General features: G+C 64.4%; 17 protein-coding genes. 8 read left to right on the forward strand and 9 right to left on the reverse strand.

Translation table 11 applies throughout. The annotated features are described in order from the left end of the window. The first annotated feature begins 165 nt into the window (after positions 1–165). From N0B28_RS21195 to N0B28_RS21225, 7 genes are all read left to right on the forward strand, one after another. A complete protein-coding gene (locus N0B28_RS21195) occupies positions 166–2,217 on the forward strand; it encodes a bifunctional diguanylate cyclase/phosphodiesterase (RefSeq protein WP_054914822.1) in 2,052 nt (683 codons plus the stop codon). A 144-nt stretch (positions 2,218–2,361) separates the two neighbouring features. After that, the gene (locus tag N0B28_RS21200) at positions 2,362–3,693 is read left to right on the forward strand and encodes an imelysin family protein (RefSeq protein ID WP_043862102.1); all 1,332 of its coding nucleotides are present in this window, start codon (positions 2,362–2,364) and stop codon (positions 3,691–3,693) included. Positions 3,694–3,862: 169 nt separating this feature from the next. After that, positions 3,863–5,290: a di-heme oxidoredictase family protein gene (locus tag N0B28_RS21205; protein WP_078479535.1), complete on the forward strand. Its 1,428-nt coding sequence runs from the start codon at positions 3,863–3,865 to the stop codon at positions 5,288–5,290. A gap of 14 nt (positions 5,291–5,304) precedes the next feature. Next, positions 5,305–6,369 (forward strand): imelysin family protein, encoded by a 1,065-nt coding sequence (locus N0B28_RS21210; protein WP_275728569.1) that lies wholly within the window; start codon positions 5,305–5,307, stop codon positions 6,367–6,369. A 2-nt stretch (positions 6,370–6,371) separates the two neighbouring features. Further along, complete coding sequence (locus N0B28_RS21215) at positions 6,372–7,469, forward strand: DUF1513 domain-containing protein (protein ID WP_078479534.1); 1,098 nt, start codon at positions 6,372–6,374, stop codon at positions 7,467–7,469. A 176-nt stretch (positions 7,470–7,645) separates the two neighbouring features. Beyond that, complete coding sequence (locus tag N0B28_RS21220; protein ID WP_104571979.1) at positions 7,646–8,797, forward strand: efflux RND transporter periplasmic adaptor subunit; 1,152 nt, start codon at positions 7,646–7,648, stop codon at positions 8,795–8,797. 13 nt (positions 8,798–8,810) lie between these two features. Beyond that, positions 8,811–11,858: a multidrug efflux RND transporter permease subunit gene (locus tag N0B28_RS21225; RefSeq protein ID WP_275728573.1), complete on the forward strand. Its 3,048-nt coding sequence runs from the start codon at positions 8,811–8,813 to the stop codon at positions 11,856–11,858. Between the two features lie 86 nt (positions 11,859–11,944). On the opposite strand, the gene N0B28_RS21230 is transcribed toward N0B28_RS21225, so the two are convergent. From N0B28_RS21230 to colR, 5 genes are all read right to left on the reverse strand, one after another. After that, complete coding sequence (locus N0B28_RS21230) at positions 11,945–12,172, reverse strand: hypothetical protein (protein ID WP_043862096.1); 228 nt, start codon at positions 12,170–12,172, stop codon at positions 11,945–11,947. Next, positions 12,169–12,882, reverse strand: a complete 714-nt coding sequence (locus tag N0B28_RS21235; protein WP_116052217.1) for a lipopolysaccharide kinase InaA family protein — start codon at positions 12,880–12,882, stop codon at positions 12,169–12,171. The genes N0B28_RS21230 and N0B28_RS21235 overlap by 4 nt, the downstream gene beginning before the upstream one ends. Before the next feature lie 4 nt (positions 12,883–12,886). Then, the gene (locus tag N0B28_RS21240; protein WP_043862094.1) at positions 12,887–13,567 is read right to left on the reverse strand and encodes a class I SAM-dependent methyltransferase; all 681 of its coding nucleotides are present in this window, start codon (positions 13,565–13,567) and stop codon (positions 12,887–12,889) included. A gap of 97 nt (positions 13,568–13,664) precedes the next feature. Then, on the reverse strand, positions 13,665–14,966 hold the full coding sequence (locus tag N0B28_RS21245; protein ID WP_100633518.1) for a HAMP domain-containing sensor histidine kinase: 1,302 nt from the start codon (positions 14,964–14,966) through the stop codon (positions 13,665–13,667). Continuing rightward, positions 14,956–15,639, reverse strand: coding sequence for a two-component system response regulator ColR (colR, locus tag N0B28_RS21250; protein WP_043862092.1), 684 nt, complete (start codon positions 15,637–15,639; stop codon positions 14,956–14,958). Before colR ends, N0B28_RS21245 begins: the two co-directional genes overlap by 11 nt. Positions 15,640–15,820: 181 nt before the next feature. Between colR and N0B28_RS21255 the strand changes: the two genes are divergently transcribed. Next, the gene (locus tag N0B28_RS21255) at positions 15,821–16,576 is read left to right on the forward strand and encodes a phosphatase PAP2 family protein (protein WP_054914826.1); all 756 of its coding nucleotides are present in this window, start codon (positions 15,821–15,823) and stop codon (positions 16,574–16,576) included. Between the two features lie 87 nt (positions 16,577–16,663). Here the strand turns inward: N0B28_RS21255 and groL are convergent, their stop codons facing one another. From groL to N0B28_RS21275, 4 genes are all read right to left on the reverse strand, one after another. Further along, positions 16,664–18,322 carry a chaperonin GroEL gene (gene groL, locus N0B28_RS21260; RefSeq protein WP_275728580.1) on the reverse strand — a complete coding sequence of 553 codons (1,659 nt, stop codon included), beginning with the start codon at positions 18,320–18,322 and terminating at the stop codon, positions 16,664–16,666. Between the two features lie 46 nt (positions 18,323–18,368). After that, positions 18,369–18,662 (reverse strand): co-chaperone GroES, encoded by a 294-nt coding sequence (locus N0B28_RS21265; protein WP_009050540.1) that lies wholly within the window; start codon positions 18,660–18,662, stop codon positions 18,369–18,371. A gap of 261 nt (positions 18,663–18,923) precedes the next feature. Next, the gene (locus N0B28_RS21270; protein ID WP_054914827.1) at positions 18,924–19,382 is read right to left on the reverse strand and encodes an FxsA family protein; all 459 of its coding nucleotides are present in this window, start codon (positions 19,380–19,382) and stop codon (positions 18,924–18,926) included. 66 nt (positions 19,383–19,448) lie between these two features. Then, entirely contained in the window at positions 19,449–20,180 is a 732-nt protein-coding gene (locus tag N0B28_RS21275) for a HugZ family protein (protein ID WP_043862088.1), read from the reverse strand. Positions 20,181–20,227: the final 47 nt, after the last annotated feature.

The raw sequence follows: 20,227 nt of genomic DNA on the forward strand, positions 1-20,227 counted from the left end.
CCGCGCTAACATCAATCGTTGGGAAACTTGTCGTACATCGCTCAAGTCGCAAGGCCGGGCAACCGATACAGTGACCGCTGGATCATGAATCCTGCCAACGGCCGATAGTGGATTGCCACAGATGATGGCAAAATGATGCCATGCGCATGGATTAAGGAAACCCCATTGAAGCTGGAACTCAAAAACAGCTTGTCGGTCAAGTTGCTCAGAGTGGTCCTGCTCTCGGCACTGGCCGTGGGCGTGGTACTCAGCTGTGCGCAGATCGTCTTCGATGCCTACAAGACCCGCCAGGCTGTCGCCAACGACGCCCAGCGAATCCTCGACATGTTCCGCGACCCTTCCACCCAGGCCGTATACAGCCTGGACCGCGAAATGGGCATGCAGGTCATCGAGGGGCTGTTCCAGGATGAGTCCGTGCGCATGGCCTCCATCGGTCACCCCAACGAAACCATGCTGGCAGAAAAGTCGCGCCCTCTGCAGGAACTGCCGACCCGCTGGCTCACCGACCTGATCCTCGGCCAGGAACGCACCTACACCACCCAGCTCGTCGGCCGCGCGCCCTACAGCGAATACTACGGCGACCTGAGCATCACCCTCGACACCGGCGCCTACGGCCAGGGCTTCGTGGTCAATTCGGTGATCATCTTCATTGCCGGCGTGCTCCGCGCCCTGGCCATGGGGCTGGTGCTGTACCTGGTCTATCACTGGCTGCTGACCAAGCCACTGTCCAAGCTCATCGAGAACCTCACTCAGATCAACCCCGACCGCCCCAGCCAGCATCAGCTGCCGCTGCTCAAGGGCCACGAGAAGAACGAACTCGGTCTGTGGGTGAACACCGCCAACCAACTGCTGGCGTCCATCGAACGCAATACCCACCTGCGCCACGAGGCCGAGAACAGCCTGCTGCGCATGGCCCAGTACGACTTTCTCACCGGCCTGCCCAACCGCCAGCAACTGCAACAGCAACTGGACAAGATCCTGGTCGATGCCGGGCGCCTGCAGCGCCGGGTTGCGGTGCTGTGCGTAGGCCTGGACGACTTCAAGGGCATCAACGAACAATTCAGCTACCAGGCCGGCGACCAGTTGCTGCTGGCCCTGGCCGACCGCCTGCGTGCCCACAGCGGTCGCCTGGGTGCCCTCGCCCGCCTGGGCGGCGACCAGTTCGCGCTGGTGCAGGCCGACATCGAACAACCCTACGAGGCCGCCGAGCTGGCCCAGAGCATTCTCGATGACCTGGAAGCGCCGTTCGCCCTGGACCATCAGGAGATCCGCCTGCGCGCCACCATCGGCATCACCCTGTTCCCCGAAGACGGCGACAGCACCGAGAAGCTGCTGCAAAAGGCCGAACAGACCATGACCCTGGCCAAGAGCCGTTCGCGCAACCGCTATCAGTTCTACATCGCCAGCGTCGACAGCGAGATGCGCCGGCGCCGCGAGCTGGAAAAGGACCTGCGCGAAGCCCTGCCGCGCAATCAGCTGTACCTGGTTTACCAACCGCAGATCAGCTACCGCGACCACCGCGTGGTGGGCGTCGAGGCGCTGCTGCGCTGGCAGCACCCGGAGCTGGGCATGGTTCCGCCCGATCAGTTCATACCGCTGGCCGAACAGAACGGCAACATCATCGTGATCGGCGAATGGGTGCTCGACCAGGCCTGCCGGCAACTGCGCGAATGGCACGACCAGGGCTTCAGCGACCTGCGCATGGCAGTCAACCTGTCGACCGTGCAACTGCACCACAGCGAGCTGCCCCGGGTGGTCAACAACCTGCTGCAGATCTACCGCCTGCCGCCGCGCAGCCTGGAACTGGAAGTGACCGAGACCGGCCTGATGGAAGACATCAGCACTGCCGCCCAGCACCTGCTGAGCCTGCGCCGCTCCGGCGCGCTGATCGCGATCGACGACTTCGGCACCGGCTACTCCTCGCTCAGCTACCTCAAGTCGCTGCCGCTGGACAAGATCAAGATCGACAAGAGCTTCGTGCAGGACCTGCTCGACGATGACGACGACGCCACCATCGTTCGCGCGATCATCCAGCTGGGCAAGAGCCTGGGCATGCAGGTGATCGCCGAGGGCGTGGAAACCGCCGAGCAGGAAGCCTACATCATTGCCCAGGGCTGTCATGAAGGTCAGGGCTACCACTACAGCAAGCCGCTGCCGGCACGCGAGCTGACCGCCTTCCTCAAAGCAGCGCAACGCAACCAGGTATCGATTCTGTGAGTGACGCTGCCGCCAAGGGCAGCGTGAACAGCATTTGAATTTTTACGTGGCAACCTCTTTACAGAAAATGCATATCTTTCGCATTATGTTGCACCTTTGCGTGCGGCTGCACGCCTGTTCAACCTCTCGACGCAGGAATAGCCCATGATTCGTATGCCTCTGGCCACCGCCAGTCTGCTGGCCATTGCCATCTCCCTCGCCGGCTGCGGCGATGACAAGGACAAGGCCGCCGCACCACAGGCCGCCGCACCTGCTGCCGCCAGCACCACCCAGGCGTCCGGGGCCGTCGACGAAGCCGCCGCCCAGGCGGTGGTCAAGCACTACGCCGAGATGGTGTATGCCGTGTACAGCGACTCGCTGAGCACCGCCAAGACCCTGCAGACCGCAGTCGATGCCTTCCTTGCCAAGCCCGACGCCGACACCCTGGCCGCCGCCAGGACTGCCTGGGTAGCCGCCCGTGTACCGTACCTGCAGAGCGAAGTGTTCCGCTTCGGCAACACCATCATCGACGACTGGGAAGGTCAGGTGAACGCCTGGCCGCTGGACGAAGGCCTGATCGACTACGTCGACAAGAGCTATGAACACGCCCTGGGCAACCCGGCCGCCACCGCCAACATCATCGCCAACACCGAGATCCAGGTGGGCGAAGACAAGGTCGACGTCAAGGACCTGACCCCCGAGAAGCTGGCCAGCCTGAACGAGCTGGGCGGTTCGGAAGCCAACGTCGCCACCGGCTACCACGCCATCGAATTCCTGCTGTGGGGCCAGGACCTCAACGGCACCGGCCCGGGCGCCGGCAACCGCCCTGCCTCGGACTACCTGCAAGGCGAAGGCGCCACCGGCGGTCACAACGAGCGTCGTCGTGCCTACCTCAAGGCCGTGACCCAGCTGCTGGTCAACGACCTGGAAGAAATGGTCGGCAACTGGAAGCCGGCAGTGGCCGACAACTATCGCGCCACCCTGGAGGCAGAACCTGTCGCCAACGGCCTGCGCAAGATGCTGTTCGGCATGGGCAGCCTGTCGCTGGGCGAACTCGCGGGCGAGCGCATGAAGGTCTCGCTGGAAGCCAACTCGCCTGAGGACGAGCAGGACTGCTTCAGCGACAACACCCACTACTCGCACTTCTACGACGCCAAGGGCATCCGCAACGTCTACCTGGGCGAGTACACCCGCACCGACGGCACCAAGCTGAGCGGCCCGAGCCTGTCGTCGCTGGTGGCCAAGGTCGATCCGGCCACCGACAACACCCTGAAGGCCGATCTGGAAGCCACCGAGGCGAAGATCCAGGTGATGGTCGACCACGCCCTCAAGGGTGAGCACTACGACCAGTTGATCGCTGCCGACAACGCTGCGGGCAACCAGATCGTGCGTGACGCCATCGCCGCGCTGGTCAAGCAGACCGGTGCCATCGAACAGGCTGCGGGCAAACTGGGCATCACCGACCTGAACCCGGACACCGCTGACCACGAGTTCTGAGTGGTAGCGTGCTGAAACAGAGGCGGCCTTCGGGTCGCCTTTTTTTGTGGGACCTCTTCGCTGGAAGCTGAAGCAGATTTCATCCAGCAAACGCAAATCCCTCTTATTCATATCCCCCGCGCCTGCTAAGCTTGCACGCCGGTTTTACGCTAGCCATTCAGGATTCTCGATGCCCGCTCCGCTTCACCGCGCCCTTCCCCTGCTGCTGGCCCTGGCCCTGAGCGCCTGTGACGACGCCCCGCGTTTCACCAAGGCCGAACCTGGCGAGGCACGTGCCGGTGGCAGCACCACCGTGAACAAGCGCGACCGCAACGCCTACTCCATGCCCTCGGCCAACCTCACCCCGAGCCAGCGCCTGGACTTCAGCGTGGGCAACAGCTTCTTCCGCAGCCCGTGGGTGATCGCCCCGTCCACCACCACCGCACGCGATGGCCTGGGCCCGCTGTTCAACACCAACGCCTGCCAGAACTGTCATATTCGCGACGGGCGCGGGCACCCGCCCGCAGAGGGCGCCAAAAACGCGGTATCGATGCTGGTGCGCCTGTCGATCCCCGACCAGCCCGAATACGCCAAGGTGATCGAGCAACTGGGCATCGTGCCCGAGCCGGTCTATGGCGGGCAGTTGCAGGACATGGCCGTGCCCGGCGTGGCCCCCGAGGGCAAGGTGCGGGTCAGCTACACCCCGGTGAACGTCACCTTCAAGGACGGCACCCAGGTCGAACTGCGCAAGCCGCAGCTGCAGATCACCCAGCTTGGCTACGGCCCGATGCACCCCGACACACGCTTCTCGGCACGCGTCGCGCCGCCGATGATCGGCCTGGGCCTGCTCGAGGCCATCCCTGATGAGGCCATCCTGGCCAACGCCGACCCCGAGGGGCGCAACGGCAACGGCATTCGTGGCCGGCCCAACCTGGTATGGGACGACGCCCAGGGCAAGCAGGTACTTGGCCGCTTCGGCTGGAAGGCCGGGCAACCCAACCTCAACCAGCAGAATGCCCATGCGTTCTCCAGCGACATGGGCCTGACCAGCAGCCTGGTGCCGCGCGACGACTGCACCCCGGCGCAGCTCGATTGCCTGGCCCAGCCCAATGGCAACGGCGCCGATGGCGAGCAGGAGGTCAGCGACAATATCCTGCGCCTGGTGCTGTTCTACACCCGCAACCTGGCGGTGCCGGTACGCAAGGACGTCGATTCGCCCCAGGTGCTGGCTGGCAAGAACCTGTTCTTCCAGGCCGGCTGCCAGGGCTGCCACACCCCCACATTCACCACCTCGGCCAATGCCGCCGAACCGGAGCTGGCCAACCAGACCATCCGCCCCTACAGCGACCTGTTGCTGCACGACATGGGCCCGGGGCTGGCCGACAACCGCAGCGAATTCGCCGCCGGTGGCCAGGACTGGCGCACCGCGCCGCTGTGGGGCATCGGCCTGAACCAGACCGTCAGTGGTCATACCCAGTTTCTGCATGACGGGCGCGCCCGCAACCTGCTCGAGGCCGTGCTCTGGCACGGCGGCGAAGCCGAGCCTGCGCGCCAGCACGTCTTGACCTTCAATGCCGAGCAACGCGCCGCGTTGCTGGCGTTCCTGAACTCACTCTAGAGAAGGAGCCGGACATGTTCCGTCCCAAGCTGTTGTTCACCAGCCTCGCCGCCATCGCCCTGGGCGCCTGCTCGCCGCAGGACCCGCAGGCCGTGACCTCTGCCGCGATCGCCAAGCAGGTGATCCTGCCGACCTACAGCCGCTGGGTCGAAGCCGACCGCCAGCTGGCCGTCAGCGCCCTGGCCTTCTGCGAAGGCAAGGCCGACCTGGCCACCGCACGCGCCGACTTCCTGCACGTACAAAAAGCCTGGGCCGAGTTGCAACCGCTGCTGATCGGCCCGCTGGCCGAGGGCAACCGCGCCTGGCAGGTGCAGTTCTGGCCCGACAAGAAGAACCTGGTGGGCCGTCAGGTCGAGCAACTGGTCAACGGCGACAAGCCGGTGGATGCCGAGACCGTGGCCAAGTCCAGCGTCGTGGTGCGCGGCCTGTCGGCCTACGAGTACATCCTGTTCGACAGCAAGCCGGACGTCGCCACCGCCGAACAGAAGGCCCGTTATTGCCCGCTGCTGGTGGCCATCGGCGAACACCAGAAGAACCTCGCCGAAGAGATCCTCAAAGGCTGGAACAGCACCGACGGCATGCTGGCGCAGATGACCAAGTTCCCCAACCAGCGCTACGCCGACTCCCATGAGGCGATCGCCGACCTGCTGCGCGCCCAGGTCACCGCGCTGGACACCCTGAAGAAGAAGCTCGGCACGCCGATGGGGCGCCTGAGCAAGGGCATCCCGCAGCCGCTGCAGGCTGAAGCCTGGCGCAGCCACTCCTCGCTCAAGAGCCTGGAAGCCAGCCTGATCGCCGCCCAGACCGTGTGGGTCGGGGTCGACAACCAGGGCCTGCGCGGCCTGCTGGGCAAGGACCAGAAGGCCCTGGCCGACAAGATCGACGCGGCCTATGCTGATGCCCTCAAGCAACTGAAGGCGATCGACCGGCCCCTGGGCGAAATGCTCCAGGACGATGCCGGCCGCGAGCAACTGAACGCCTTCTACGACAGCCTGAACGTGGTTCACCGCCTGCATGAAGGTGAACTGGCCAAGGCGCTGAACATCCAGCTGGGCTTCAATGCCAACGACGGTGACTGATCATGTTGCGACGCCAGGCCCTCAAACTCGGTAGCGTGCTGCTCAGCGCCCTGACCCTGGGCGGCTGGACCCTGTGGCGCAGCAAGGGCCAGCAGCCACTGCTGCTGTCGGCCCGTGACGATGCCGACGGCAAGCACTATGCCGTGGGCTATCGCCTGGACGGCACCCAGGTGTTCGCCACCCAGGTCGGCCTGCGCTGCCACGACATCATCAACCACCCCGAGCGGCCGATCGCGCTGTTCGTGGCGCGCCGCCCCGGCACCGAGAGCTACCTGATCGACCTGCGCGACGGGCGCCTGCTGCAGACCCTGGCCTCGCAGCCTAACCGGCACTTCTATGGCCACGCGGTGATCCACAAGGGCGGCGAATGGCTGTACGCCACCGAGAACGACACCACCGACCCGGGCCGTGGCGTGCTGGGTGTGTACCGCTTCGAAGGCGAACGCCTGGCCCATCATTCGGAAATCCCGACCCACGGCATCGGCCCGCACCAGGTGTCGTGGCTGCCTGACGGCGAGACCCTGGTGGTGGCCAATGGCGGTATCCGCACCGAAGCCGAGAGCCGGGTGGAGATGAACCTGGATGCGATGCAGCCCAGCCTGGTGCTGATGCAGCGCGACGGCACCCTGCTGAGCAAGGAAACCCTGAGCCAGCAGATGAACAGCGTGCGCCACCTGGCGATTGCCGACGACGGCACCGTGCTGGCGTGCCAGCAGTTCATGGGCGGCTCGGAAGAAACCGCCGAATTGCTGGCGATCAAGCGTCCGGGGCAGCCGTTCGTGGCCTTCCCGGTGCCGGAGCGCCAGTTGCAGTCCATGGCCCAGTACACCGCCAGCGTGGCGGTGCACAGCGAGCTGCGACTGGTGGCGATGACCGCGCCACGGGCCAACCGCCTGTTCATCTGGGACCTGGACAGCGCCGAGGTGAAGCTGGATGCGCCGATGCCGGACTGCGCGGGCGTGGGCGCAGTGGCCGATGGCTTTGTGGTGACCTCCGGGCAAGGGCGTTGCCGGCTGTACGACTGCCGCAAGGCAGCGCTGGTGGGGCAACCGCTGCAACTGCCTTCGGGGTTGTGGGACAACCATCTGCACCTGATCTGATATCCGGTCGCCCCTTTCGCCGGCAAGGCCGGCTCCTACGGGTTGGGCGCCGTCTGTAGGAGCCGGCCTTGCCGGCGAAGGGGCCGGTACTGGCAGCAAATATCCCCAAGCAACACCCGGCCCCCTGCGCCGCGACCGACTAGACTTGCGCAACAACGCTTCCAGGGAGCTGGTCCATGCTGCGCCGTCGCATGCTCATCATGCTGGGTATCGTCCTGCTGCTGGTGCTGGCCCTGGGCGGCTACAAGGGTTTGTCCATCTACCGCCAGATCCAGCAGTTCTCCGCGCCCAAGCCGCCGGTCAGCGTCGCCGCCGCCGAGGCGCGCGAGCAGCCCTGGCAAAGCCGCCTGCCCGCCGTGGGCAGCCTCAAGGCCCTGCAAGGGGTGGACCTGAGCCTGGAGATCGCCGGCACGGTCAAGGCCCTGCACTTCGAATCCGGCCAGCAGGTCAAGGCCGGGCAACTGCTGCTGCAGCTGGACAGCGACGTGGAGACGGCCCTGCTCGGCACCGCCCAGGCCGACCTCGGGCTGGCCCAGGTGGATTATCAGCGAGGCAGCCAGCTGGTCGGCAGCCAGGCCATCTCCAAGGGCGAATTCGACCGCCTGCGCGCCCAGCTGCTGCGCAACCAGGCGGTAGTGGCGCAACTCAAGGCATCCCTGGCGAAAAAGAGCATCAACGCGCCGTTCACCGGCACCATCGGTATCCGCCAGGTCGACCTGGGCAGCTACCTGGCCAGCGGCACGGTGATCGCCACCCTGCAGGACCTGAGCAGCCTGTATGTCGACTTCTTCGTGCCGGAACAGGCGCTGCCCAACCTCAGCCTCGGCCAGCAGGCGCTGGTCTCGGTGGCCGCCTACCCGCACCGCAGCTTCACCGCCACCCTCAGCGCGATCAACCCCAAGGTCGACGACACCACCCGCAACCTGCAGGTGCGCGCCACCCTGGCCAACCCCGACGGCACGTTGCTGCCGGGCATGTTCGCCAGCCTGCAGGTGTTGCTGCCCAACCCGCGCAACGCGGTGGTGGTGCCGCAGAGCGCCGTCACCTACACCCTCTATGGCAACTCGGTGTATGTCGCCGTGCCGAAAAAGTCCGAAGACGGCAAGGTGCAGACCACGGCCGATGGCCAGCCGCAACTGATCGCCGAGCGGCGCTTCGTCGAGACCGGCGAGCGCCGCGACGGCCTGGTGGTGATCGCCAAGGGCCTCACGCCCGGCGAAACGGTGGTCACCGCCGGCCAGTTGAAGCTGACCCAGGGCGCTGCCGTCACCCTGAGCGCCGACAAGACCCTGCAAGCCGAACCGACCAGCCAGCCCGGCGCCGACTGACCAAGGAACCGCCATGGCCTTTACCGACCCGTTCATCCGTCGCCCGGTGCTGGCCAGCGTGGTCAGCCTGCTGATCGTGCTGCTGGGGTTCCAGGCCTGGAGCAAACTGCCGATCCGCCAGTACCCGCAGATGGAAAACGCCCTGATCACTGTGACCACCGCCTACCCAGGGGCCAACGCCGAAACCATCCAGGGCTACATCACCCAGCCCCTGCAGCAGAGCCTGGCCAGTGCCGAAGGCATTGACTACATGACCTCGGTGAGCCGGCAGAATTTTTCGGTGATCTCGATCTACGCGCGCATCGGCTCCGACAGCGACCGGCTGTTCACCGAGCTGCTGGCCAAGGCCAACGAGGTCAAGAACAAGCTGCCCCAGGACGCCGAGGACCCGGTGCTGAGCAAGGAGGCCGCCGATGCCTCGGCGCTGATGTACATCAGCTTCTACAGCAAGGAGCTGAGCAACCCGCAGATCACCGACTACCTGTCGCGGGTGATCCAGCCCAAGCTCGCTACCCTGCCCGGCATGGCCGAAGCCGAGATCCTCGGCAACCAGGTGTTCGCCATGCGCCTGTGGATCGACCCGGTGAAGCTGGCCGGCTACGGCCTGAGCGCCGGCGATGTGACTGCCGCGGTGCGCCGCTACAACTTCCTGTCCGCCGCCGGCGAGGTCAAGGGCCAGTACGTGGTCACCAGCATCAACGCCACCACCGAACTCAAGTCGGCCGAAGCCTTCGCCGCCATCCCGCTCAAGACCAAGGGCGACAGCCGCGTGCTGCTGGGCGATGTGGCACGGGTGGAGATGGGCGCGGAGAACTACGACACGGTCAGCTCGTTCGACGGCACGCCGTCGGTGTACATCGGCATCAAGGCCACCCCGGCCGCCAACCCGCTGGACGTGATCAAGGAGGTGCGCAAGCTGATGCCGGAGCTGGAAGCGCAGTTGCCGCCCAACCTCAAGGCCTCCATCGCCTATGACGCCACGCTGTTCATCCAGGCCTCCATCGACGAGGTGGTCAAGACCCTGGTCGAGGCGGTGCTGATCGTGATCGTGGTGGTGTTCCTGTTTCTCGGCGCGCTGCGCTCGGTGCTGATCCCGGTGATCACCATCCCGCTGTCGATGATCGGCGTGCTGTTCTTCATGCAATTGATGGGCTACTCGCTGAACCTGTTGACGCTGCTGGCGATGGTGTTGGCCATCGGCCTGGTGGTGGACGATGCGATCGTGGTGGTGGAGAACATCCACCGCCATATCGAGGAGGGCAAGACGCCGTTAGACGCCGCGCTGGAAGGCGCCCGGGAGATCGCCATGCCGGTGGTCTCGATGACCATCACCCTGGCGGCGGTGTACGCCCCCATCGGTTTCCTGGAGGGCCTCACCGGGGCCCTGTTCAAGGAGTTCGCCCTGACCCTGGCCGGGGCCGTGGTGATTTCCGGCATCGTCGCGCTGACCCTGTCGCCTATGATGTGTGCCCTGCTGCTGCGCCCGGAGCAGAACCCCAGCGGCCTGGCCCATCGTCTCGACCAACTGTTCGAGCGGCTCAAGCGCCGCTACCAGACGCTTTTGCACGGCACCCTCGAGACCCGGCCGGTGGTGATCGTGTTCGCCCTGATCGTGCTGTGCCTGATCCCGGTGTTTCTGATGTTCAGCAAGAACGAGCTGGCCCCGGACGAAGACCAGGGCATCATCTTCATGATGGCCACCGCCCCGCAACCGGCCAACCTCGATTACCTGAACGCCTACACCGACGAGTTCATCACGATCTTCAAGTCATTCCCCGAGTACTACTCCTCGTTCCAGATCAACGGCTTCAACGGCGTGCAATCGGGCATCGGCGGCTTTCTGCTCAAGCCGTGGAACCAGCGCAGCCGCACCCAGATGGAGTTGCTGCCCGAGGTGCAGGCCAAGCTGGCGACCATCAGCGGCCTGCAGATCTTCGGCTTCAACCTGCCCTCCCTGCCGGGCACCGGCGAAGGCCTGCCATTCGCCTTCGTGATCAACACGCCGAATGACTACGTGTCGTTGCTGGAAGTGGCGCAGCGGGTCAAGGACCGCGCCCAGGCCTCGGGCAAGTTCGCCTTCCTGGACATCGACCTGGCATTCGACAAGCCGGAGGTGGTGGTGGATATCGACCGGGCCAAGGCGGCGCAGATGGGGGTGTCGATGGATGCCCTGGGCGGCACCCTGGCCACGCTGCTGGGCGAGGCCGAGATCAACCGCTTCACCATCGAGGGGCGCAGCTACAAGGTGATCGCCCAGGTCGAGCAGGCCTACCGCGACAACCCCGGCTGGCTGAACAACTACTACGTGAAGAACGAGCAGGGCCGGATGCTGCCCCTGTCGACCCTGATCAGCGTCAGCGACCGCGCGCGGCCGCGCCAGCTCAACCAGTTCCAGCAGCTGAACTCGGCGATCATCCAGGGCTTCCCGCTGGTGAGCATGGGCGAGGCCCTTGAGACGGTGCGCAGCATCGCCCAACAGGAGGCACCGGCAGGCTTCGCCTTCGACTACAGCGGGCAGGCACGTCAGTTCGTGCAGGAAGGCAGTGCGCTGTGGGTGACCTTCGGCCTGGCGCTGGCGATCATCTTTCTGGTGCTGGCGGCGCAGTTCGAGAGTTTCCGCGACCCGCTGGTGATCCTGGTGACGGTGCCCCTGTCGATCTGTGGAGCATTGATCCCGCTGTTTCTGGGGTGGTCGAGCATGAACATCTACACCCAGGTGGGGCTGGTGACACTGATCGGGCTGATCAGCAAGCACGGCATCCTGATCGTCGAGTTCGCCAACCAGTTGCGCCTGCACAAGGGGCTGACTGCGCGGGATGCCGTAGAGGAAGCGGCAGCGATACGCCTGCGGCCGGTGCTGATGACCACGGCGGCGATGGTATTCGGCATGGTGCCGCTGATACTGGCGACTGGCGCCGGGGCGGTGAGTCGGTTCGACATCGGCATGGTGATCGCCACCGGGATGTCGGTGGGCACGCTGTTCACGTTGTTCGTGTTGCCGTGCGTGTATACGTTGCTGGCCAGGAAGGAAATGCCAAGTACGGCGCTGGAATCGAGTTGAACGCATCGCGGGTCAAGCCTGCTCCCACAAGGATCACTGCAACCCTGTGGGAGCGGGCTTGACCCGCGATGGGTCGATACATTTCATCACCCGTTGGAGCGCAGCCCCCGGCTCATGCCGAACAGGAACAACAGCAGGTCATGGTCCGGTTGCGCCGTGACGACCGGCTTGGCCGTCCGCGGCAGCGGACACTGCGCGCCCAGGTCGATGGAACTGAGCACCTGCGGACGCGGCTCCTCCCACGCGGCGAAAGCCACCGAAGCCACCGCCAACGCCACAAGCAGAAACAAACCTCGTGCTATTTCTAGTTTCATTGCTCTAAACCTTTGACAGCGCTGCCAAACGCCACTTCGTAAAAGTAGAGCAACTTCTTCCAGTCCGCATCGTTCCACGACGAATGGCGGCGCAGTTGCTTCAGGTCATTGGCGGCCGCACGCTGGCAGCTGATGCGCCGGCGGCACTTCTCCAGGTCCAGCAAGGCGACCTCGGCACGCGCATCCGCGCCCTCGCCGGTCACCTTCACGAAAATATGCTTGCTGTACAGGCAGCCATGCTGCCAGTGCCCGCGGTGCATGCGCGCCAGGTTGCCGGCCAGGTCCTCGAGCACCCGGTCGTGCAGCACCTCGCCGTGCTGCTCGCGCCCGCCGCCGGCGTACCACAGGTCGATCTCCTCGAAACCGTCCAGCGCCTCGCTGACCAGCAGCGCCCGCCACTGGTGCTGGGCATCGCGCTCCACGCCGCAATAGACGATATGCGGCACCCGCACGCCCAACTGCTCGAAACTGCTCAGGGCAGCGAACTCACGCAATACCGTGGGGCGACCGAAAGGGTGCAACAGGCTGCGGTAGATATGCCCGACCTGGCGCTTGGCATACAGCAGATGGCCCGTCTCGTCGCTCAGGCGCTGCACGCCGCTTTCGCCGCCACGCCGCTGGTTGGGCGCCTCCACCCATTCGCCCTGGCGCTGCCAGAAGTAATCGAATTGATCCGAGACCGCCGTACCGCCCGTTCCTTCCACAGCCATTCCTTCACCCCTTGCGCAATACGTAAACTCGCCACATCGCATAGAACGGCAAAAAGTCCATTCGTTCCTGAATACGGAAACCTGCGGCCTCGAACTCCTGTTCAACCGTAGCAGCTGGTAACACAAAACGGTTCTGGTAACTGCCATCGGCCTGCCCGTTGTTACGGCGTGCTTCCAGGCGTTTACGCCGCCAGGCCTTGATGTTGCCGTCCACCCACAACGAGATGATCACGCTGTCGCGGCTAACCCGTTGAAACTCCGAAAGAATCGCCTTGCGATGGGCCGCTTCGCCAATGTGGTGGAACAGCCGCATGCAGAAAATGCTGTCTACCGCGTTGTCCGGCAGATCGATGGCGAAGGCTGATGTCTGCAAGGGCCGTACCCGTTTGACCACTTCTGCCGGTTGCGACCCGCAGGCGATCTGCAGCATGGCGGCGGAATTGTCGGCGCCGATGATCACGCGGTTGGCCTTTTCGGCCAGCAGCGGCCAGAAACGGCCGGCACCGCTGGGCAGGTCCAGCACCAGGCCAGGCTCGCCGGCCAGCGCCAAGGCACGCCGGGCCAATTGCTCGTCACGCTGGTGGGACAAGCGGCGGGCAATGCCGTCCTGGTGCTTGTGCAGGTACTGTTGAGCGTGCTGCTCGTCGTACTTTTCGGAAAACTTGAGCTTGATGGGACTGCGCATGGTGCATCTCCTGACTCCAATGCCGCCTACCTTAAGCAGGGCGACGTTGGCGTCAGGTCATGCGAACGTGAAAAAAATGTCAGGTTGCATCGGTAAGTTACAAGGTGTTTCCGGGGGCCTGCGACCCGGCCGTGCCCAATTTCACATGGAACCGGCAACCATGGGGCTCGGCGGCGCTCAGGCTGACGCTCCAGCCCTGGTCCTCGCAGATCCGCTGCACCAGCGACAGGCCCAGCCCGAGCCCTTCCCCGCGTTTTTCGCCGCCGCGCACGAACGGCTGGAACATGGCCTCGCGATGCTCCTCGGGAATTCCCACGCCGCTGTCCTCGACGGTGAAGCCATCGGGCTCCAGGGTGAGGCGGATGTACCCCTGGTCGGTGTAGTGCGCCGCATTGCGCAGCAGGTTGCCCATCACCGATTGCAGGAACGTGGCGTTGTACAGGGTCGGCAGCGCGCCGGTGTCGTGGTAGGTGAGGGTCAGCCCCTTCTGCTCGATGGTGTCGCGCCAGACGCCGATCAGTTCGTTGCCCACCTCGCGCAGGCTTGCCCGCGAAGCGACGGCACCCTCGTCGCGCTGGGCGCGGGCGAGCATGAGGAAGGTCTGCACCAGTTCGCGCATTTCTTCGGTGGCCCGCGAAATGCGCTCGACCTGGGCGCGGGCGCGATTGTCGATGGCCGGGTTCTCCAGCAGCAGCTCGCACGAGCTGGCCAGCACCATCAGGGGCGTGCGTAGTTCATGGCTGACATCGCTGGTGAACAGCCGCTCGCGGGTCAGTGCATCGCGCAGGCGCCCCAGGGTGGCGTCGAAGGCCACCGCCAGTTGCCCCACTTCGTCGGCCGCGTAGTCCGGCGCCAGGGGCGGCGCCAGGCCCAGCAACTGGTCGCGGTGGCGCACCTGGCGCGCCAGCCGGATCACCGGGGCCATCACCCGCCGTGCCAGCACCCAGCCGAGGAACACCGCCAGTGCCAGGCTGAGCACGAAGCCCACCACCACCACGGCGAACAGCACACGCTCGCGTTCTTCGAAATCGCTCTGGTCCTGCAGCAGCACGTAGTGCCGCCCGTCCACCACCTCGACCATGGCGTGGTACGACAGGTGCTCGCGAAACACTTCGTGAAACCCCGGGGTGAGGTGACGCAGGTCCTTGGGCAGGTCGAAGTCGTCGCGCCCGCCACTGTAGTAGAACAACTGGTCGGGCCGCGGGCGGTGGCTCCACTCCGATACGCTGTCCATCAGCAGCATGCGCTTGAGGTCGCCCCCCAGTACCGAGGAGATCAGGCGCTCTTCCACCAGGTGCACGGTGGCCACGATGCCGAAGGCGAAGGCCCCGGCCACCAGCGCGCTCATCAGCGCGAAGGCGATGATGATGCGCTGGGCAAGGCTTTGCTTAAACTCCATCACGACCCTCGGCCAGTCGATAGCCAACACCGTGCACGGTATGCAGCAGGGGCTTGTCGAATGGCTTGTCGATCACCTGGCGCAACTGGTGGACGTGGCTGCGCAGGCTGTCACTGTCGGGGCAGTCGTCGCCCCACAGGGCTTCTTCCAGTACCTCACGGCGCAGCACGTGGGGGCTCTTCTGCATCAGCACTGCAAGCAGCTTGAGGCCGACCGGGTTGAGCTTGAGGAACTTGCCCTGGCGGGTGACCTCCAGGGTGTCGAGGTCGTAGCTCAGGTCGCCGACGTTCAGGCTGCGCCGGCCACCGCCCTGGGCCCGGCGCAGCACCGCTTCGATGCGGGCGGCCAGTTCCGACAGGGCGAACGGCTTGAGCAGGTAGTCGTCGGCGCCGGAGCGAAAGCCCTGCAGGCGGTCGTCGAGCTGGTCGCGGGCGGTCAGCATGATCACCGGGGTATCGCGCCGGGCATCCTCGCGCAGGCGCTTGCACAAGGTGTAGCCGTCGATGCCGGGCAGCATGATGTCGAGCACGATCAGGTCGTAGTGCTCGGTGGCAGCCAGGTGCAGGCCCGACAGGCCGTCCTGGGCGCAGTCGACGGTGTAGCCCTTGAGGCCCAGGTAATCGGCCAGGTTGGCCAGGATATCGCGGTTGTCTTCAACCAGTAGAATTCGCATCGGTACCTCTCCCCCGTCCTCGTTTGCCTGCTTGGCAGGCGCAGCTTAAGGCCATCGTCCAGGCCCCGCCAGCGCCGCATGGATTTAATCGCAACTGACATTTTTTTCACCCCAGCTTCACACATAGCGTAGGCGCGGCGGCACACAATCGGCAGTTTCCATTGCCTGCCTGGACCCTGCCATGCCTGCCACTCCCCCTTTACCCGCGTCCCGCCCGCTGAACCTGTGGATTGCCCTGGGCATTCCGCTGCTGACCGCCGTGTGCCTGATCCTGCTGGAGCTGACCGACCTGGACATGGCCCTGGCCAACCTCGCGTTCGACCCGCAGGCGGGCCAGTTCATCGGTCGTCACAGCTATTTTCTCGAAGACATCCTGCATGACCGCGCCAAGGAGCTGGTGATCCTGTTCGCGGTGCTGGCCATCGTCGGCTTTGCCGCCAGCTTTGTGCTGCAGCGCCTCAAGAGCTGGCGCCGGGAACTGGGTTGCCTGGTGCTGGCGATGGGCCTGTCGACCGGCTTCGTGACGCCGCTCAAGGCCGCGACGGCGGTGCAGTGCCCCTGGAGCCTGAGCGAATTCGGCGGCCAGGAAACCTACAGCAAGCTGTTAGAGGCCCGCCCCGCCACCGACAAGCCAGGGCGCTGCTGGCCGGGCGGGCATGCGGCCACGGGGTTTACCCTGTTTGCGCTGTTTTTTGTCCTGCGTGATCGCAAGCCACGCCTGGCCAAGGCCGCGCTGGTGTTCGCCTTTGGCCTGGGGGTGGTGTTTTCGGTGGGCAGGATGCTGCAGGGCGCCCACTTCTTTTCGCACAATGTGTGGACCGCAGTGTTCTGCTGGCTGATCGGGTTGGGGTGCTACTGGCTGGTGTTGTATCGCAAGCCGTCACTGGCCGCTTCGCCAGCCAGGCTGGCACCTACAGGATTCGCTGAACGTCTGTAGGAGCCAGCTTTGCTGGCGAAGGGTTTCTGCCAGACATAAAAAAGCCCCGCACAAGGCGGGGCTCTTCTTCAAGCGGGTGAGGCTGGCTTACATCATGCCGCCCATGCCGCCCATGCCACCCATGCCACCCATGCCGCCCATGTCAGGCATGCCACCGGCAGCCTTGTCTTCAGGCGCATCGGCAACCATGGCTTCGGTAGTGATCATCAGACCACCGATCGAGGCCGCGGCCTGCAGAGCCGAACGGGTCACCTTGGCAGGGTCCAGGATGCCCATTTCGATCATGTCGCCGTACTCGCCGGTAGCAGCGTTGTAACCGAAGTTGCCCGAACCTTGCTTGACCTTGTCGACTACCACGCTTGGCTCGTCGCCGGCGTTGGCAACGATCTGGCGCAGTGGGGACTCGACGGCGCGACGCAGCAACTGGATACCCACGTTCTGGTCTTCGTTGTCGCCCTTGAGCTCGGCAATGGCCTGCAGCGAGCGAACCAGCGCCACGCCACCGCCAGGTACCACGCCTTCTTCGACGGCTGCGCGGGTAGCGTGCAGGGCGTCTTCAACGCGGGCTTTCTTCTCTTTCATTTCAACTTCGGTGCCGGCACCGACCTTGATCACGGCAACACCGCCAGCCAGCTTGGCCAGACGCTCTTGCAGTTTTTCACGGTCGTAATCCGAGGAAGTCTCTTCGATCTGGGCACGGATCTGCTTGACGCGTGCTTCGATGTCGGCTTCAACGCCAGCACCGTCGATGATGGTGGTGTTTTCCTTGGACAGGGTCACGCGCTTGGCGTTGCCCAGGTGCTCCAGGGTGGTCGACTCCAGGCTCAGGCCGATTTCTTCGGAGATCACGGTACCGCCGGTCAGGACGGCGATGTCCTGCAGCATGGCCTTGCGGCGGTCGCCGAAGCCAGGTGCCTTGACCGCAGCCACTTTCACGATGCCGCGCATGTTGTTGACCACCAGGGTAGCCAGCGCTTCGCCTTCGACGTCTTCAGCCACGATCAGCAGCGGACGACCGGCCTTGGCAACGGCTTCCAGTACTGGCAGCAGTTCGCGGATGTTGGAGATCTTCTTGTCGACCAGCAGCAGCAGCGGGCCGTCGAGCTCGGCAACCATGGTGTCCGGCTTGTTGACGAAGTAAGGGGACAGGTAGCCACGGTCGAACTGCATGCCTTCTACAACCGACAGTTCGTTTTCCAGGCCCGAGCCTTCTTCGACGGTGATCACGCCTTCTTTACCGACTTTTTCCATGGCTTCGGCAATGATTTCACCGATGGAGGTGTCGGAGTTGGCCGAGATGGTACCGACCTGAGCGATGGCCTTGGAATCGGCGCATGGCTTGGACAGGTTCTTCAGCTCTTTGACGATGGCGATGGTGGCCTTGTCGATACCGCGCTTGAGGTCCATCGGGTTCATGCCGGCAGCAACGGCCTTGAGGCCTTCGCTGACGATGGCCTGAGCCAGAACGGTAGCGGTGGTGGTGCCGTCGCCCGCTTCGTCGTTAGCCTTGGAGGCCACGTCTTTCAGCAGTTGGGCGCCCATGTTCTCGAAGGCGTCCTTGAGTTCGATTTCCTTGGCAACCGAAACACCGTCTTTGGTGATGGTTGGCGCGCCGAAGCTCTTGGCCAGAACCACGTTGCGGCCTTTCGGGCCCAGGGTCGCTTTTACCGCGTCAGCCAGAACGTTGACGCCAACCAGCATTTTCTTACGGGCGGAATCGCCGAATTTTACGTCTTTAGCAGCCATGATCGTTTAATCCTTGAATACTTTGGAGTAACGGGAAACCAGCGGATCAGCCTTCGATAACGGCGAGAATCTCGTTCTCAGCCATTACCAGCAGGTCTTCGCCGTCAACTTTCACAGTGTTGCTGCCCGAGTACGGGCCGAAAACCACCTTGTCACCCACTTTCACGGCCAGCGCGCGCACTTCGCCGTTGTCCAGGATGCGGCCGGTACCCACGGCGACGATTTCGCCACGGTTGGGTTTTTCAGCGGCCGAGCCTGGCAGAACGATACCGCCAGCGGTTTTCGATTCTTCTTCGCTGCGACGGATGACGACGCGGTCATGCAGAGGACGAAGCTTCATTGTCGATCTCTCCTGATAGTGGTTTTCATCGGCCGGTATCGTTACCGGCGTGTTGATGCTTTCGGCGTAGCCGATCGTGGACCGCGGGGCGGGCCACGCATGTATTGTCTGGGGCAAATGCCCAGAAACCTTGCGGTGACCCATACATGAGGTCGGCCAAGGCGATTACAAGGCTTGCCGATGAAAATTTTTGCAGCCCGGCGCGCCAAATGAAAAACGGCCCCGAAGGGCCGTTTCATGCTACGCGGGCGAGCGCTCGCGTCACGGGTCACGCTTTTCGTATTCGCCTTCGATCACATTGGGCTGACGCGGTGCGCCGGGCGGCGCATTGAACGGGTCGTCGCCGAAGGCGCGCTGACGCATGGCCTGGGCTTCGGCGCGCTGGCGCAGCTTGTTGGCCAGCAACCGGCGGCTGAACGGTAACAGCACGATCAGGCCGATCACGTCGCTGATGAAGCCGGGGAGCAACAGCAGACCGCCACCCAGGGCCAGCATCAGGCCGTGGAACATGTCTTCGGCCGGCAATTCGCCGCGCTGCAGGCTCGCCCGCGCACGCAGCGCGGTGGCAAGGCCTGCGACCCGCACCACCAGCACACCAAGGGCCGAGCCCGCGATGATCAGCAGCAGCGCCGGGAAAAATCCGATCGCGGTGCTGACCTTGAAAAACACATACAGCTCGAGCACCGGGAAAAGCAGAAACAGCAGTAGAAAAGCACGCATCAAGGGTTCCTCTACGCAAGATGTCCTTGCAGGTACGACCTTAAATGGTTGCTGGCCGTTGCAATTTCAACCCTCGACCGCCTCGCGATCAGGCCACTGTTCGGCGCGGGCCAGCAAAACCAGGGCTTCGCGTACTTGTATCGGTGTATTGCAAGACCTTGGAAACGCCAGCCAGTGCAGGCCCTGGCCGATGCGCAGGTGCATGCCCTCGGTATCGATCCCTACCAGCGAGGCCGGTGCACTGGCCGGCAGGCCGCTGAGTTCGACGTAGTGCGCGATGGCGTTGGCATGGTCGTCGTTCATGTGCTCGACCATGCTCACCTCGGCCTTGCCGGCGAACGGGTTGGCCAGGGTCACGTCGTCCAGCCAGTGAATCGCGCCGAAGCCACCGATATAGCGATGGCGCACCGGCCTGAGCACCCAGAAGTCGAAGTCGTGGGCACTGTGGTACTGGCTCGATTCGGGGAAGTAGCGGTAATAGCGCCCGGCGGCGGCCTCGATGGCCTCGGGGTCGGCCAGCTTGTGGGCCTCGGCCATCAAGGTAAGACGACCCACCGCCTGCACGTCCTCGGCATCGCGCTCGCCTACCAGCAGCGAACACTTGGGGTCTTTTTGCAGGTTGTGGGTGTGCTGGGCAATGCGACTGATCAGGATCAGCGGGTTACCGTCGGCGTCCAGGCAATACGGCACCACGGAACCGAAGGGGAAGCCGGGCATCGATTTGGAATGGGTCGAGAGTACGCCACGGTACTCCTTGAGCAGCAGCTCTCTTGCCTGCCTTGCAGCCTTCGCGCTCACGGGGGTGCTCCTGGGAAAGGTGTGATCGCGACAAGCTAATCATTATC

This window comes from Pseudomonas sp. SD17-1, from assembly GCF_029201585.1.
Taxonomy (GTDB): Bacteria; Pseudomonadota; Gammaproteobacteria; order Pseudomonadales; family Pseudomonadaceae; genus Aquipseudomonas; species Aquipseudomonas palmensis.